Genomic DNA, 15,600 nt, shown 5'->3' on the forward strand with positions numbered 1-15,600 from the left:
TCAGTTTTGGCGCATTTTCGGATCAATATTGGCATCAGTGTGATAACTGTTAATAGCTAAAAGATCGATCCGGCGTCAAAACACGGCTTATATCGAAGGATGATCTAATTATTTTCCAACTTAGCACCCAGGTCGACGGCGATGGCCGGCTCGGAGGAACCTTCTGTCAAAATGGGGATGCTAAAATAAAAGGTAGAGCCTTTTCCAAGTTCGCTTTCTATCCACACCTTGCCCTGGTGACGCTTCAATATCTCTGATGAGATAAACAGACCCAAACCCAATCCTTCGAACCGCATGGCCGTGTTATCGACGCGGTAATAACGGTCAAATAGCTTATTGACATGGGTGGGATCGATCCCGATACCAAAATCCTGTACGGAAACTATCAAGCGGTCGGATTCCAATGCACTGTTGACAATGACCTTCTCACCCTGTGGGGAATACTTGACCGCATTGGAAAGAAAGTTGTTCATGACCTGCTCCAGACGAAAATGATCTCCCGTAAAACTGATATCTACGGCATTTTTCAGGATAATTTCATGCTTGACCGCCATGTGCCGGATGTTCTCCACGCTTTCGGTCAGTAACTGTCTAAAGCTGAAAGGCTGCATATCATACTCGAGTTTACCGGAATTCATCCGGGTCACATCCAGCAGATCTGCGATCAGCTTTTCCAGGCGCTTGATATGATCTGCGGATTTCTGTGCAAAGCCTGCTAAACGGTTAATATCCCCGCCCCGGAGCAGAAGCTGATTAAAAGCTTTGATACTGGTGAGCGGCGTTTTAAGTTCATGGCTGGCGATCGATATAAATTCATCTTTCTTCTGCTCGTTTATCTTTTGCAGATCGATATTCGTATTGGTGCCCAGCCAAAGTTGGATCCTGCCATTCTCGATCAACGGTACGGCACGACCCAAGTGCCATTGGTAGTTGCCATCGGCGAACAACAACCTGAATTCAACGACATACTCATTACCGTTCTCGATCGCGTGTAGCCACAGATCCATCGCCCGGGGCAGATCTTCCGGATGAATAAATCGCTGCCACCCTTCACCAACGATAGTATCCATGCTTGCCCCGAAATCTTTGATGACCACCTGGTTCACGTAATCTATCGCGCCTGATGCGTCCGCGGTCCAAACCTGCTGCGGTATCGTATTCAACAGAAAGCTAAAACGTTCCTTGCTTTCCTGTAGCTGCCCGATCAGCTCGTGTAAATGTTCCTGCGTACTGACCAGCTCTTCATTCGTGGAGGCCAGTTCTTCATTAGAAGCGACCATCTCCTCATTGATCGCACTCAGCTCTTCATTGGAAGCCGCCAGTTCCTCAGTCGTTTCCTGTAACTCTGTCTGGCTTTGCTCTAATTGCTGACGTGACCGGACCGACCCGGTCACATCGACCACAGAAGCCAGGATAGATTCGACCTGCTGGTCCTGATCGATGATCGGATCATAAGAGAAGTTCACGTAAATGTTCTTCTCAGATCCATCCGGATGCTTGATCAGTACCGGTAATTCCGGAAAGGCGATACTTTCAGCAGTATCGAATACACGCGCGAGGAGTTCCGGAAAAGGCTGTCCAACCAGTTCCGGGAACACATCGATCAATCTTTTCCCCAGCGTTTGGCCGGCATTGCGCTGCCAGATCTCGTACATAGCGGCATTCGCCTGTTCTATGACGAGTTCCCTTCCGCTCAATATCGTCATCGCGACCGGGGTGGTCTGTACCATGGCTTCCAGTCGGTACTTAGCCGCCCCGATAGCTTTATTGGCCAGCACCTGTTCGGTAACTTCCGTGGCAACGATCATTACACTGTGCGTTTCCCCGCTCTCATCCGTAATGGGCTTGAAAACGAAATTAGTAAAGATCTGTCGCAGATCGCCATCGTATTCCATCAATCCGGGTGCTTCGCTGCCATAATAAGCTTCGCCGCTGGCATACACATTTTCGAGGATCGGAAAGAATGCCTGTCCCTCGATCTCCGGCAATGCGTCATAGATGGTCTGCCCGATCACGGCAGAAGACTTGCCCCATATCTTAAGTATATATTGGTTCGCTTGTTCTACGATAAAGTTCGGCCCGCTTAACACGGCGATGGCAACCGGAGCATCATCGATCAGGTAGCGCATTTTTGCCTCGCTCGATTCGAGCGAAGCAGTTCGCTCCGTTACACGATCCTCTAATTCGGCATTTAACTGATTAAGGTGTTCTTGCGTCTGCTGCAGCTCCTCGTTGATCGCACTCAGCTCTTCATTTGCTGCCGCCAGTTCTTCATTGAGAGCTTGCTCATTCTCCAGATCATTCAGGTGCTGCTGCTCTTTTTCGACCGCCTTGCGGCCTGAGACCGCATCAGTAACATCTGATGCGGTATGTATCATGCAATATATGCGACCGTCGGCATTTTTGAGCGGCCGGTATTCGTAGTCGTAATAACTCGTCTGCAACCTGCCGTTGTTCTCGAGTACAGCGGGTACACTTTTCCCAGAGAAGATCTTCCCGGTTTGGAATGTTCCCCGCATCTGTTCTATAAATGGCTGACCGACCAGTTCCGGGACAGCGATCTCTAAAGGGAGGCCAACAATGTCGCGTGTCTTGCCCCAGAAATGCAACATAGCTTCCGTGACTGCTTCAATGATCAGATCTTCCGTGGTGTAAATCGCCGTTGCGATATGTGAACCGGAAAAAATGTCCAGCAATTGATCACTACTAAGCAGCCTGGTCTTATTCATATGATAAAATCAAAATGATAAAGATAATAAATTATTTACAAAGAAAATCTGAACGCCATCAAGTGCATAGCAGCACAAATTTGTTGTTAATTGTAAATCGAACGGCTTTTTTTATAAGAGTATTAAATACGCCTGAAGATGGTCAATATAGTTTCTTAAATATTACCCTCGTTCCAGCATCACGCATTGCCTATAGTGTTTAGCTTAAAATGCTGAAAGCGATGAAGTCACCCGGAAGAACGATGCTAATGCTCGTCTTCGCAAATTGTCCGTGATCAGGTCCTCAAACCATACAAGTTAAAGGTCCGCACCGGTAGGATCTTTAACATCCACTATCTGACTAAAAAGGGGCTGTTGGATTATCCTATCCTCTTTTTAAGCCGTTATATAATGGATCATAAGGAAAGTTATTATGCGGGGCTTGCAGGGCTTCATATATTTGAACTTGAGTGTGATTCAAAATATTTCAGGTAATGAGCCGTTGGTTCGCCTATGAATCGTCATCTTTGATTTACTTCAAAATAAAATTGAATAATGAATGGACTTGAGAGTTATATCCACCACCATTTCGGCATTAGTCCGACTGACTGTCAAAGAGTGAGCGGCCTGTTTAAGATCGAAACCCTGGAAAAAGGTAATTATTTTTTAAGATCAGGTAAGTTCTGCGACAAACTCAGCTTCATAGAAAGTGGCATTTTGAGAGTATACGTGGATTTGCCCGAAAAAGATGTTACCCAGTGGATAGGTACTGCCGGTTTTTTCGTAACGGATGTTCAGGGTTTCATGTTTCGTCACCCTTCGCGGTTTAACATGCAGGCGCTAACCGACATGCGCTTGTTTACCATTTCTTATGAAGCCTACCTTACGATGGGAACACTGGTACCCAAATGGCACGAGTTTGAAAAGCTATTCATGGGAAAATGTTTTGTGATGATGGAAAACCGGATTCTTGACTTCATCTCCATGACGGCCGAGGAGCGTTACCTAAAAATGTTCGATCAGAACCGGGAACTTTTTAATCAGGTACCGCTTCAATATTTAGCCTCCATGCTGGGTATGACACCGGAAACCTTTAGCCGGATCAGAAGAAAACTGGTTTCTTGATTTTTGTCAAGAGTAAACGGAACGTTCAGCGCTTACGTTTGACTTAACAAAATCAGCACCATGAATCAGGAAAAAGCGATGGACTTCACCATCAAAATTGAAGAGGCAGCCATAACTGCAGTTGCCATATATTTCTTATCCAAATTCAATCTCGGTTTGCCGGCATGGCTCTGGGCATTACTGTTCTTTAGTCCTGACTTATCTATGCTTGGCTACCTGGTGAACTCGCGTACAGGCGCTTTTACGTACAACTTATTTCATCACCGGGGGATTGCACTGGCGCTTGTGGCTGCTGGCGGCCTGATGCATCTCGATATACTTTTAACCAGTGGCTTACTTTTAGCTGCCCACTCTTCTTTTGACCGTATGCTGGGTTACGGCCTCAAATTCAATGATAATTTTAAGCATACCAGTTCCGGCTGGATGGGGAAAGATAAATAATCCGGCATTACTTATTACCTAAATTTACTGATGATAAGTAAGACACCAGTGCTAACCCTCCTTGATAGCTTTCAGCATAACTTCGCGGTGTCTTTTGGCCCAGTCATGCAAATGGATAATGACCGGCGCACAGCTTTTGCCATGCTCAGAATGCGCATACACCACGGAGTTTTCCGCTTCGGTGCTGCGCAGTGCGTTAATAAGCTTATTCTGCTCCAAGTAACGTAATTCTTTGATCAGTACTTTTGAGGTCACCGGTGCCAGGTCCTCTTTTAACTGTAGAAAGCGTTTGGGGCTGTTACACAATGAAGCCATTATAGCACCCCGCCAGCGCCCACCTATCAGATCCAGTACATCCTGCACGTCACGATGGAAAATATGTTTTGCTTTGTCTTTCATATTTGGTATCCTAAAAGATACCAAAAACATTAGAACTACTTAAGATTAAGGGCGTTCTTTGCACAGGTCTTTACCTCAGAAACATAACGGACTTTTTGGAGATTGACCACTATTTCGAATAATCTCACAAAGATAAAACATGGATCTTCCCTGTATACTGATGCAAGTTTATAATGCTCACATCGAAAAGGTGTGGCTGGCGCTATCCGATCAGGCTGCCATGAAGAAATGGTATTTTCCTCAGCTAAGGAGGTTTGAGCCTGTAGTAGGATTTGAAATGTAATTCGAGGATGACGGTTCTAGCTTTAAGAAACACTGGCAAGTTACACAGATCGTTCCGAAAAGAAAGCTGGCGCATACCTGGACCTATCAAGGATATCCGGGCAATTCAGAAGTGATCTTCGAACTATTTCCAGAGGGTGAAAAGACACGACTTAGGCTCACGCACAGCGGGCTGGGCAGCTTCCCTGATGATGCTCATTTTGCCCGGCACCGGTTTGAAAAAGGTTGGAAAGCCATCATTGGATACAAACTCAAACATTACCTGGAAAAAAGGTGATTGACCATCTTTTCAATGCTGTTCAAATTATAAAATTCGATTTCATCAACTCATTTCTGCTCAATATTTAATCATTAAAACATGAAAACATCAGAAAACACTATTTTAATTACCGGAGCTGCCAGCGGTATAGGGCTGGAAATCGCCCGTTTGTTCAGCCAATGCAACAACAAAATTATTATGGTAGACAGATCGGCTGTACAACTGGAAAGTGAAGCAGCAAAATTACACAACACCGTAGCTATCCCAGCTGACCTCACCAATGAGGATGAACTCAGTAAGCTGATCCAAAAAGTCAAGCTGAACTATTCTGAAATAAACGTTGCGATACTGAATGCCGCTGCTGCTTATAATCATACCTTGTATACGACGGAATTTGACCAGGCATATGCAAAGTCCGAGATCAATACCAATTATTTGGCTAATGTAAGGCTTAGTCATGCCTTAGAACCTTTGCTAAGCAAAAAGAAGGAGGCAGCTATTGTCATTACCACTTCAGGGTTAGCCTACGTTCCGAACCTGGAATACCCTACCTACAGTGTTACCAAGGCCACTTTACATTCTTTCGTACTGGGTTCAAGACTGCAGTTACAGCGTAACGGTTCCAACGTCAAGATGTTCGAACTCATGCCTCCGCTCGTTGATACACCGCTTGCCGAAGCATTAAACGCGCCTAAGATCACTGCAGCGGAGGTCGCTTCGGCATTTATGACAGGTTTTGCCAAAGATGAACTTGAAATTCGAGTCGGCGATACGGAAAACATATTTCAGTTATTTCTTAGATCGCCACAAGAAGCATTGATGGCGGTAAACGGCGGAAAGTAACTTAAAGAATGTGAGGATGGGAGGTTATTCATTAAAGCCCGCTTACTTTACTTAACAAAAGCAGCATCTTCCATGCGGGCACCCTGAATGTAAATTTATATCGTATCACCGGGTGCCCATATGAAGAGTTGTTTGAAAAAAGCAGGGACTTGATACGGTCCTAAAAATTTTCCTACGCAAGGTGATTATACTTCGCAGCGGCTATACAAACATGCCCCATAGTGAGAAGTGTGGCTTAATGTATTTCAAGCGGCTGAAAGGGATGATACGTTCAAGATCGGCAGCTCGTGACCTCGTTGTCTATCTTTTTTACGCAAACACATATAATGCCTTATTATACGTAATAACAATGCTACCTGTGCGCAAAGTTGCTTCGCACCCGGCTAAGCGTTTCCCTGGTAACGCCCAGGTAAGAGGCAATCATATGCAAGGGAACCCGGCCTTGCAGATCAGGGGAGGTTTTAACGAAGTATTCATACTTTTGCTCACTGGATTGACTGATGTACATATAAATCCTGGCGAGGCTCGCTTTCAGCCGGTCCGAAACGAACTTCTGAAAAAACGCATTCATTGCAGGTATGTCACGCAGCAGCCGGTCGAAATCCTCTTTAGTCCACACAAGCAGTTCGCAATCTTCAAGTGCAACAATATTGGCTCCGGAGGGAACCTGTTCGACATAACTTTCCCAATCGGTTGCCCACCATCGTTCCGGAGAAAAACATAAAGTATGTTCTGAACCATCGTCCGCCACACGGTAGATACGAACAAGTCCCTTGATCACAAACGCTGCCTGACGGCAAGTGTCCCCTTCTTTAATAAAGAATTGTTTCTTCTTCAAACTGCGGGTAAAACCTACTGACTTGAGCAACTCGATCTCGTGTTGGGTCAGTGCTGCTTGCTGCGTTATGTAATCAATGAAAGCTTCGGCCATAAAATTGAGTTCATTCAAATTTATCATTAGACCGGTAGCATTCAAACCTTCCAAGTAATTATGAAGGTCCGGTGACCAAATGCACTGGGTCGCACCTGACACGGCCGCTGAAAATTTCTTCTCATTTAGACCATCTGAAATCAGCCTTTCTGAAGCGTTTATCGAATAGTTCCGTTACGGGGCCGGTGTTTGCGGAGCTGACCTGTAACCGATTCTGCTTATGTGCATTTCCCATGATGGCACGGCATTGTCGGAGGCATGGTATATTGTCAAATCTCCGTAGGCTGCCGCCAATGAATAACGACGAAGGAAAAATTATTGGATCAACGCAACTTCAGGGAATATTGGCCAATGCATGTAGAAGAGCATTTTAATCACCATTCAACTGACATTTAAATTTTGTGACATTTTTCCTCGTCTTGGAACTGTATAGCCTGCTATTTTTGGTCCTTGTTGCACGAAAATATGGGTTGGAAATATCCAAAGATAGAATGCTTAGCGATTGCTGGGAATGAGGAGAATGCCAGATTGATCACTTCCTTGTCAAGAACGGTTCCCGCGATGTCTTTAGTCGCGGTATACACCGGGGAAACTGATTTTTTACCGCATCTGGAGTCCAGTGATATCGACCTGATCTTCTGGTGGAAGACAGATCCAGGTCCGCATACCGTCACGGTGCCGGACTGGCTAAGGACTGGGCAGATGCTTGTCGTTATCGGCGGTCAACCTGCAGGATCTGAACGTGTCAGCGACCCGCGCATCGTTGAATGGAGAATAACATCTGGTTATACTACTTCGTTTTTAAACATCATACGAAGGGTTAAAAATCAACTGAAAAAAAAGTACAGCCTGGTGAAAGAAACACTACCTCATGAGCATAGGCCAAAGAAATGTGCCTTTACAAATAATGCCAAATAAATTCTATCATTCGATGTATCAACCCTGTTTAATAATAACTGAATGACAAACGCAAGAACTATTACTGATCCGGAAGGCGTACAGGTGCGTCGCGCCGGTTCATGGAAATATATTTTAAATGACTTTGCACAACTGATCAAATTCCGGCTTACAATTTCAGTTACTTTCTCTTGTTCGATGACCTATCTGATCGGGTTGAAATACCTAAACTCCGGAGATACCTTAACGGGCTTTGACTGGGGCGCCTGGTTCAATTTGGTTTTTGGAGGATTTTTAGTTACAGCAGCGGCGGGTTGCCTGAATGAGGTTATCGAAGTTAAGACGGATGCACTTATGGATCGCACACGAAACCGACCGCTTCCGGCTGGGCGATTGACAACCGGACAGGGTTTGGTCATCGCCATGATCATGTCGTTAGCCGGCACTAAGATACTCAGCAGTATCAGTTTGGTCATTGGATTACTGTCTTTCGTCAGTATTTTGGTATACGCCTTCATTTATACGCCGCTCAAGTCGCGAACGAGGTTCGCTGTTTTGGTGGGTGCCTTTCCCGGAGCGTTTCCGCCGTTGATAGGTTACCTCGCCGCAGTGCATCAAAACCCGGTCCTCCACAGGGAAAATATACTGCTGGGCGTAATTGTTTTCCTGTTTCAGTTCATATGGCAGTTTCCGCATTTCTGGGCGATCGCCTGGTCAGCTTACAATGATTACAGTAAGGCCGGGATCTATTTGCTACCTGATCGTAAACAGAGCCGTAAGAGTGCGGTCATAATCTTTATATCTGCACTTGCGCTCATACTTGTGGGAATAAGCCCCGGACTTTTTGGCATTTTAAGTGCATGGGCAGTTGGGGTGATCTTCATGCTCGGCCTGGTCTTTCTTTGGTCCGCCGCAAAACTGATTCTGGAACCCTCAAGGAATAATGCCAGACAACTTATGTTTAATTCGTTGTTCTATCTGCCTGCCTTTCATTTGGTTTTGTTATTCTGCTGATCCGGTCGATAACTACTGAATTAAAATTGGAGAAGCAGTACCTCTAAACGATATACAGTTAACAATGGGCATCAATTGAGGCTTGACCACCGAAGCTATCAAGGCGTGTAAAACCAGAGGGGTGGCTATATTGTTGCTAAGCTTCCGGTTTACAGCCGAGCCCGTTTTCAATATTTGTTCTGATAGATACCAGCCGTGACCTCATGTCATGAAAGTGCTTAATTTTATCATCAACCTCTTTAATTTTATCGCTTAAAATATTGACACGCTCTTCGATAGAAACTTCGCGGCTGTAATAATCGTGGAACATTTTTTTTATCTCAGCCAGCGTGAAGCCCAAGCCCTGAACATCTTTGATGATGGTGACTCTTTCCACTACTTCTTCATCATAGTATTTGTAGTTATTACTTTTGAGTTCTGGGTTAACTTTTCCTTGTATAAGCGCCAAATTTTCATAATACCTGAGCGTATGTACCGTTACTCCGGTACGTTTAGCCAATTGGTTGATAAGCATGTTAATTTCAGAAATTTATCTGCAAATATAATTTATTTGTAAAATACTAAAGTATAGAGTATAGTCTATGGTTGCGTGTGTTTTATTCTGTGCTTAACATTGCCGCTTATAAACATAACACACCATGTCAGGATTTAAAACGGCGCATTTGCTGGCCGAAGATTTCAAGCACGTTCCTACGTCGCAACTGTTTATTGATATGACCAACCAGTTTCATCAATTAGATATTAACCGGCCTGAGCATACCAAAGCGTTGCTTGCCCAAATGAATGCCGATCAGCTTAATTACAATATAGCAAATTCACCGTCCCCGACCGGAAAACTCGTTGCTCCGGCAAACGGCCAGCAGCCGGCGGTGGAACTTTACACCTTCCATCCTGAGGCGAAAGAGCAAGGAAAATACCCAGTAATTTATTTTATTCATGCCAGTGGTTACTTACTCGGAAATGCCCGTCAGCAAAATCAGTCATTATTTGAACTTGCCAATGAAACTGGTGCCATCGTTGTAAGCGTGGAATATCGTATGGCAGGCGAAGCCCCGTACCCCGCAGACATTAACGATGCTTACCACGGGTTATCATACCTAATTGATCACGCAGAAAAACTGGGCTTTGACCAAGAAAAGATCATTGTTATGGGTGAAAGCGCAGGTGGTGGATTGGCTGCCCGCCTGGCATTAAAAGTTCGGGACTTAGGTGAGTTTACGCTGAAAGGCCAGGTTTTGGTTTGCCCCATGCTGGATTATAGGACTGGGTCTGACGAATCGTTGTACAATAATCCTTATGCCGGCGAATTCATTTGGCTCCCTAAATTTAATTATACTGCATGGCAGATGTTGAAAGCCGGGCAGAATATTCCTGCAGAAGAAATGCCCTATTATTCGGCAAGTCTGGCCACGGACCTGAGTAAGTTGCCACAGACCTTTATCGCGGTCGGTAGCCTGGACCTTTTTGTTAATGAGAACATCGACTACGCCAACCGCCTGATTGCGTCGGGCGTACAGACAGATCTACTGGTACTAAACGGTGTACCCCACGGTATCGATGTGATTAGCCCAGAGTCACCGCAGGCAAAATTGTACTTAGATGCCCGCTCAAAAATTATGGCATCTATGCTCGGTAGCGAAGCATAGAACTTAACCGGATGTGTGAATAAATATTAAAGAGAGCTTTAAACGTGAGCATAAATAAGAATATTCAGAAGTGGGAACTCCAAAGCAGAGTTCCTGAAATTTTAGGAATAAAATATCCCATCATCCAAGGGGCGATGTCCTGGATGACAGATGCCAGACTGGTAGCTGAAGTGAGTGAAGCCGGAGGTTTAGGAATACTTGGCCCGCACGCAGGACAAACAACTAATCCTAAATCTAATGAGGAAGTGATCGGGCGGATGCGGACAGAAATACGGAAAGTGCAATCTTTGACCGATAAGCCTTTCGGGATACCGGTCATGATCGCAGGAAATCCGGATGTATATCCCCTGATGGTTGACTTGATCCTGGAGGAGAATGTGCCGGTGGTCCTGATCAACGGAATAGATGCCGCATTCTTTAAAATCTTTAAAGAAGCAGGGCGCAAGATATTATGCCGCCCGCTTGATGTCACGCCGGAAAACGCCCGTGAGGCAGAGCGGTTAGGTGCTGATATCATCATAGCAACAGGTTTCGACGAAGGTGGAACGCTGCCGAGCAAAACCATCGGCACATTCTCTGTAACATCGCAGATAGCGCATGCGGTAACGATCCCGGTGATGTCCGCTGGTGGTATAACCGACGTACATGGCGTGCGTTCCGTGTTTGCTTTAGGTGCCGAGGGCGTCTACGCCGGTACTTTATTTTTGGCTACCCTGGAAAGCCGCATGGCAGACAGTGTTAAAAAAATGGTGGTGAATAGCTCAGCGGACGATCTGCTGATGTTCCGCTCTGCACTATCATTCTACCGTTCTCTGCCAACTCCGTTCGCATATAAGCTGGTAGAGATGGATAAAGCAGGGAAAAGTACCGAAGAAATCACCAATGTGCTGGTTTCTAATCAGGGCATGCGTGTGGGCATGGTGGAAGGCAACCTTGAAGAGGGTTACATTTCAGTAGGAAACGGGATCACCTATATCAAGGAAATACGTTCTGTAAAAGCAGTGATCAATGATGTGATGCAGGACTTTATCTGAACTAGCCTTGCCGAAGTCAAAATAGATGGTTCCTGCTTGGAAATTAAAACAGCTTATTTGCGTCTTCCTCCTTGGCGATTCTGCAAATTAGAAACGTTGTCTTGCTAAACAGTAACTAAAAACCGTCATTGATTTTTGAACGTTTTCTATGCTCATAATGCGTATAGTTTGGTCAGCTTAAACGACCTGTCATGTTCAAATTGTATGCGTGTCCAATTATATGACTGCCGACCGGATCCTATTGTAATCACATCAATTTTAGTCCGGCTGAGTCAGGCCTCGCACCATCCTTAAAATTAATCCTGCGAAGAAAATGAAAGGGACAGTTCCTGTTTACGATTTTGCTGATTTTCCGAATGATACAGATGCGCAGATGGAAGGTCATATAGACGGACTGAGTGTTCATATCAATATGTCGAATGTCGAGGAAGAGATGACCAAAAGACAGTTCCGAAGCAATTTTTTCTTGATTAGCTTAGTTGTTCGCGGGGAAATGAATGTCAATATAAATCTCACCGAGTACCAAGTACAGAAATATGGAATGGTTCTAATTGCGCCTAATGATTTAAAACAAGCCGGAAGTTTAAATGCAGAAAACAGCGGAATGATATCAACGCTTGCGTTTTCTGCTGACTTTTTATCAAAAGCCGGACTTTCACTGCATTCTTATTTGCTATTGGCGCCCTTTAGCTCCCAATATTCGCCTTTATGGGAATTAAAACCGACTGATTTCAAGCTAATTTATAACCTTTTCAAGCAGATCGCTAAACGCTGTGATGAGATAGGAGACCATCCTTATGGGATGGAACTTGTCATTACAACTTTCAGTATGTTGTTATACGAGATGGCGGGTTTAAGTAAAAAGTATGCTTTACAAATAAATGTAATCTTTACACGAAAAGAAAACCTCGTCACCAACTTTGCAACACTGGTACAACAACAATTCAGGAATGAGCGAAGCGTCAAATACTATGCTGAACAACTGAATATATCGGCCAAATATCTCACGGAAACGGTAAAGGAAATTTCCGGCAAAACTGCCGGCGAAGTGATTGACAGCTATGTTCTACAGGAAGCCATTGCGTTATTAGATGATCCCGCTTTAAGCATTCTTGAAATATCCGATTATTTGAACTTTTACGATCAGTCCTCGTTTGGTAAGTTTTTTAAGCGTCACAAAGGCCTTTCCCCCAAATCTCACAGGCAGACTTAATAAGTGGTGATTCCCACCGGCCGGACCGGAATGTATCGACCCTTACCGACATTTAAACCAACTTTACCGCAACTCAGACCTTTTTGCCGGACAATGTTATTCTGAACTTTGTAGAGCAGCACTTTCTTGTCACAATTAAACGCGAGATTTTTAAAACAACGAATGAAGAAGCTACATGCAAGGTTCATTTATAAAAAATTAATTCCTGATTAAGGTAGTCCGGGTCAATGACCTCTCAAATCCCTCAGGAAGACTTAGTAAGTCAGAAGAAGTCGCAAATTTCGTTGCCTTTCTTGCAAGCAATGAAGCATCTCACGTGATCGGACAAGTTTAGTTAGTAGATGGCGGACGGTCAGCGGGCTTGAAACCTTGAACTTATTCGAATGAGAAGAAGTGTAACAGAAATTGATGCCAAGGAACGCTCAAATATTTTTTGAGTCATTTGAAAACGATTTTAGGTAAAACGGTGAGACATAAAAGCAAAATATTAGTTAAATGGACAGTTGGGGCAATTATAACTGCCTCCGGAGCATTGGCAATTTGGTATTTTTATATATCTGGTTATTTCGCAGAAGGAAATGATTCGGTATATAGCGTGGAAAATACGCCGGTTCTGAAATCAAGTCCGCTTGAAGGCAAGACCCTATTCTTTTTAGGTTCATCAGTGACCGCGGGTTTTGCAGCTCGTGAAGAATCATTTGCAGATTATATCGCAAAAAGAAATAATTGCATTATCGGAAAGGAGGCGAAAGGTGCAACGGTGATGATGGACAATGGTCAAAATTCTTATGTTGAGCGGATCAAAAAGCTTGACACCAAAGCCAAAGTGGACATTTTCATCTGCCAATTGTCTACCAATGATACCCGATATAATGGACTGAAAAAAATAGGCCGTATAAGTCAGTCGACCAACATCCAGGACCTTGATAGAGAAACTACTGTTGGAGCTATTGAATACATTATTGCTTATGCAAAAAAAACGTGGAACTGCCCAGTGGTCTTTTACACAAACAGCTACTTTGAGGATAAGTATTACAGCACAGTTATCAAAAAGCTGTATGACGTTCAAAAGAAATGGGACATTTCCATTATTGATTTATATAACAACGAAAAATTTAATAATATTTCAGAGGATCAGATGAAACTCTACATGCTGAGTGACCATGTGCATCCGCATCGTTCAGGCTACAAGTTATGGTGGACACCAGAGATTGAAAAACATCTATACAAGATTGTGAACCCGTCAGGCAACTGGCCATAGTCATACCATCCCGGTCATTAAAGAATAGCCCGGATGTTCAACAGGTAGACCAGGGTTAAGCACATTTTTTTAAAAAAGACCGATCTCGTCCAAACCTATTTGTATTTACAGTCGACCACTACCGGCCAAGGTGGAATGGCATCATCAAGGACAAAGAACATTTTGCATGGCGAAAAGAAAATCGGTCGATTTCACCAAGCAGCTATTCCGTCACCATTCAGCTACAAACAACAATAATGTACTGACCCCGGAGCAAAGTTTGCAAAACTCACAATTCAGCGGTGTTGCTGATCACCTGCAGGGATAGGAGGCGATCGTGAACCTTGACCATTCGCTTTGAGCCTGTTCCTTATCACACATCAGGAAGGTCCGAAAGGACTTGTTTTAACCCACGATGACTTTTACCTGCATGCACACGGTAAGTGTCTGATCTGTATAAATAATTAAACTTATCGACACTTTGGTCCACATGACCCGGCAAGCAATCATACTTTTTTAAATAACAATCTATATACATACTATGAAAACAAATAAATTAAATCCTTCAGGCAGCTTTCAGGGAGTACATGATATCCGTGTGCTGGATCTGCCGATACCTGAACTGACCGATGATAGTGTATTGATCAAGATTGCTATGGCCGGAATCTGTGGTTCCGATCTGCATTTTTACCATGAACCGCTGCTGCCGCCCGGAACAGTCCTGGGGCACGAATTCACGGGCACGATACAAGCTGTTGGTAAAAACATAAAAGACCTCGATGTGGGCAGCAGAGTGGTTGTGAATCCGATGATCGCGGGGACAGGTTTGGGTCATGCACCTGGGGGATTCGCCCGCTATATCCTGATCGAAAAAGCTAAAGCCGGGTACAATGTGTTAACTATTCCCAATCAAATCACGGATGACAAGGGTGCGCTCATCGAGCCACTGACCGTTGGCTTGGCAGCAGTTAAGTTATCAGACATCAAGCCTGGGCAGACTGCACTGATCACTGGAGCCGGGCCCATCGGATTAGCTGTTCTGGCCTCGCTGAATGCCTTAGGTATTCACGATGTTGCTGTAAGTGATGTGAGCGAGACCCGGCTGAAGATCGCAGATGATATGGGTGCAAAATTCATATTCAATCCGTCTGAAGATGGTGACATGGCCAAATTCCTTTCGGACAGCTTCGGGAAAAATATCCCCGGCGTGATGGGTACCGAATTGCCTAACTTAAATTTTGCATTTGAATGTTCCGGCGTAACACCTGTTTTCTGGCAATCAGTTGAAGTACTTGGCCAAAATGGTGAGTTGATCGTGGTTGCAGGCTATAGCAAAAAGGTTGAACTTGATCCGAACGTCGTCCTACAGCACGCGTTACGTATCAAAGGATCATTTGCCTATAGTAGTGAAGATATGCAGGATGCCATCGATCTGGTTGCTGAAGGGAAGATCGATCTGACCCCAATCATAACACACCGCTTCCTTCTGAAGGATCTTCCAGAGGCTTTTGCAACGCAGGCTGACGGAAAAATTTCTGTCAAGGTGTTGGTTAAACCGGAATAATATC

Annotated in this window: 17 protein-coding genes; 13 read left to right on the forward strand and 4 right to left on the reverse strand. The window is 44.5% G+C overall.

What is annotated here, in order from left to right; all coding sequences use genetic code 11:
• Positions 1–104 precede the first annotated feature (104 nt).
• Positions 105–2,729 carry a PAS domain-containing protein gene (locus LT679_RS00210; protein WP_232174884.1) on the reverse strand — a complete coding sequence of 875 codons (2,625 nt, stop codon included), beginning with the start codon at positions 2,727–2,729 and terminating at the stop codon, positions 105–107.
• A gap of 534 nt (positions 2,730–3,263) precedes the next feature.
• On the opposite strand from LT679_RS00210, the gene LT679_RS00220 reads away from it, so the two are divergent.
• Both LT679_RS00220 and LT679_RS00225 read left to right on the forward strand, forming a co-directional pair.
• Positions 3,264–3,833, forward strand: coding sequence for a Crp/Fnr family transcriptional regulator (locus LT679_RS00220; RefSeq protein WP_232174885.1), 570 nt, complete (start codon positions 3,264–3,266; stop codon positions 3,831–3,833).
• Positions 3,834–3,893: 60 nt separating this feature from the next.
• Positions 3,894–4,274 carry a DUF4260 domain-containing protein gene (locus LT679_RS00225; RefSeq protein WP_232174886.1) on the forward strand — a complete coding sequence of 127 codons (381 nt, stop codon included), beginning with the start codon at positions 3,894–3,896 and terminating at the stop codon, positions 4,272–4,274.
• A gap of 51 nt (positions 4,275–4,325) precedes the next feature.
• Here LT679_RS00225 and LT679_RS00230 read toward each other — a convergent pair whose 3' ends face one another.
• Positions 4,326–4,673: a winged helix-turn-helix transcriptional regulator gene (locus LT679_RS00230; RefSeq protein ID WP_232174887.1), complete on the reverse strand. Its 348-nt coding sequence runs from the start codon at positions 4,671–4,673 to the stop codon at positions 4,326–4,328.
• Between the two features lie 139 nt (positions 4,674–4,812).
• Between LT679_RS00230 and LT679_RS00235 the strand changes: the two genes are divergently transcribed.
• From LT679_RS00235 to LT679_RS00245, 3 genes are all read left to right on the forward strand, one after another.
• A complete protein-coding gene (locus LT679_RS00235; RefSeq protein ID WP_232174888.1) occupies positions 4,813–4,956 on the forward strand; it encodes a hypothetical protein in 144 nt (47 codons plus the stop codon).
• Positions 4,957–5,022: 66 nt separating this feature from the next.
• Positions 5,023–5,232: an SRPBCC family protein gene (locus LT679_RS00240; RefSeq protein ID WP_394800131.1), complete on the forward strand. Its 210-nt coding sequence runs from the start codon at positions 5,023–5,025 to the stop codon at positions 5,230–5,232.
• 81 nt (positions 5,233–5,313) lie between these two features.
• Positions 5,314–6,057, forward strand: a complete 744-nt coding sequence (locus LT679_RS00245; RefSeq protein ID WP_232174890.1) for an SDR family oxidoreductase — start codon at positions 5,314–5,316, stop codon at positions 6,055–6,057.
• Between the two features lie 352 nt (positions 6,058–6,409).
• Here LT679_RS00245 and LT679_RS00250 read toward each other — a convergent pair whose 3' ends face one another.
• A complete protein-coding gene (locus tag LT679_RS00250) occupies positions 6,410–7,042 on the reverse strand; it encodes a Crp/Fnr family transcriptional regulator (protein WP_232174891.1) in 633 nt (210 codons plus the stop codon).
• A gap of 411 nt (positions 7,043–7,453) precedes the next feature.
• Here LT679_RS00250 and LT679_RS00255 point away from each other — a divergent pair, with 411 nt between their 5' ends.
• Both LT679_RS00255 and LT679_RS00260 read left to right on the forward strand, forming a co-directional pair.
• Entirely contained in the window at positions 7,454–7,906 is a 453-nt protein-coding gene (locus tag LT679_RS00255) for a hypothetical protein (protein ID WP_232174892.1), read from the forward strand.
• A 42-nt stretch (positions 7,907–7,948) separates the two neighbouring features.
• Positions 7,949–8,899, forward strand: coding sequence for a protoheme IX farnesyltransferase (locus tag LT679_RS00260; protein WP_232174893.1), 951 nt, complete (start codon positions 7,949–7,951; stop codon positions 8,897–8,899).
• A gap of 136 nt (positions 8,900–9,035) precedes the next feature.
• On the opposite strand, the gene LT679_RS00265 is transcribed toward LT679_RS00260, so the two are convergent.
• Positions 9,036–9,413: a MerR family transcriptional regulator gene (locus LT679_RS00265; RefSeq protein ID WP_232174894.1), complete on the reverse strand. Its 378-nt coding sequence runs from the start codon at positions 9,411–9,413 to the stop codon at positions 9,036–9,038.
• A gap of 124 nt (positions 9,414–9,537) precedes the next feature.
• On the opposite strand from LT679_RS00265, the gene LT679_RS00270 reads away from it, so the two are divergent.
• From LT679_RS00270 to LT679_RS00295, 6 genes are all read left to right on the forward strand, one after another.
• Positions 9,538–10,545, forward strand: coding sequence for an alpha/beta hydrolase (locus tag LT679_RS00270; RefSeq protein ID WP_232174895.1), 1,008 nt, complete (start codon positions 9,538–9,540; stop codon positions 10,543–10,545).
• A 44-nt stretch (positions 10,546–10,589) separates the two neighbouring features.
• The gene (locus LT679_RS00275; RefSeq protein ID WP_317206521.1) at positions 10,590–11,579 is read left to right on the forward strand and encodes an NAD(P)H-dependent flavin oxidoreductase; all 990 of its coding nucleotides are present in this window, start codon (positions 10,590–10,592) and stop codon (positions 11,577–11,579) included.
• Between the two features lie 313 nt (positions 11,580–11,892).
• Positions 11,893–12,792, forward strand: coding sequence for a helix-turn-helix domain-containing protein (locus LT679_RS00280; protein ID WP_232174896.1), 900 nt, complete (start codon positions 11,893–11,895; stop codon positions 12,790–12,792).
• Positions 12,793–13,234: 442 nt separating this feature from the next.
• On the forward strand, positions 13,235–14,053 hold the full coding sequence (locus LT679_RS00285; RefSeq protein ID WP_232174897.1) for an SGNH/GDSL hydrolase family protein: 819 nt from the start codon (positions 13,235–13,237) through the stop codon (positions 14,051–14,053).
• A gap of 166 nt (positions 14,054–14,219) precedes the next feature.
• Positions 14,220–14,360, forward strand: coding sequence for a hypothetical protein (locus LT679_RS00290; RefSeq protein ID WP_232174898.1), 141 nt, complete (start codon positions 14,220–14,222; stop codon positions 14,358–14,360).
• 213 nt (positions 14,361–14,573) lie between these two features.
• Positions 14,574–15,596, forward strand: a complete 1,023-nt coding sequence (locus LT679_RS00295; RefSeq protein ID WP_232174899.1) for a zinc-dependent alcohol dehydrogenase — start codon at positions 14,574–14,576, stop codon at positions 15,594–15,596.
• The last annotated feature ends 4 nt before the right edge of the window (positions 15,597–15,600 follow it).

The sequence above is a fragment of the Mucilaginibacter roseus genome, assembly GCF_021215455.1.
In the GTDB taxonomy this organism is placed as follows: domain Bacteria; phylum Bacteroidota; class Bacteroidia; order Sphingobacteriales; family Sphingobacteriaceae; genus Mucilaginibacter; species Mucilaginibacter roseus.

Coding starts and splice junctions, on each gene's coding strand:
- LT679_RS00235 (WP_232174888.1), top strand. CDS start 4,813: ATGGATCTTCCCTGTATACTGATGCAAGTTTATAATGCTCACATCGAA.
- LT679_RS00245 (WP_232174890.1), top strand. CDS start 5,314: ATGAAAACATCAGAAAACACTATTTTAATTACCGGAGCTGCCAGCGGT.
- LT679_RS00290 (WP_232174898.1), top strand. CDS start 14,220: ATGGCGAAAAGAAAATCGGTCGATTTCACCAAGCAGCTATTCCGTCAC.
- LT679_RS00225 (WP_232174886.1), top strand. CDS start 3,894: ATGAATCAGGAAAAAGCGATGGACTTCACCATCAAAATTGAAGAGGCA.
- LT679_RS00260 (WP_232174893.1), top strand. CDS start 7,949: ATGACAAACGCAAGAACTATTACTGATCCGGAAGGCGTACAGGTGCGT.
- LT679_RS00280 (WP_232174896.1), top strand. CDS start 11,893: ATGAAAGGGACAGTTCCTGTTTACGATTTTGCTGATTTTCCGAATGAT.
- LT679_RS00220 (WP_232174885.1), top strand. CDS start 3,264: ATGAATGGACTTGAGAGTTATATCCACCACCATTTCGGCATTAGTCCG.
- LT679_RS00270 (WP_232174895.1), top strand. CDS start 9,538: ATGTCAGGATTTAAAACGGCGCATTTGCTGGCCGAAGATTTCAAGCAC.
- LT679_RS00295 (WP_232174899.1), top strand. CDS start 14,574: ATGAAAACAAATAAATTAAATCCTTCAGGCAGCTTTCAGGGAGTACAT.
- LT679_RS00210 (WP_232174884.1), bottom strand. CDS start 2,729: ATGAATAAGACCAGGCTGCTTAGTAGTGATCAATTGCTGGACATTTTT.
- LT679_RS00265 (WP_232174894.1), bottom strand. CDS start 9,413: ATGCTTATCAACCAATTGGCTAAACGTACCGGAGTAACGGTACATACG.
- LT679_RS00255 (WP_232174892.1), top strand. CDS start 7,454: ATGGGTTGGAAATATCCAAAGATAGAATGCTTAGCGATTGCTGGGAAT.
- LT679_RS00230 (WP_232174887.1), bottom strand. CDS start 4,673: ATGAAAGACAAAGCAAAACATATTTTCCATCGTGACGTGCAGGATGTA.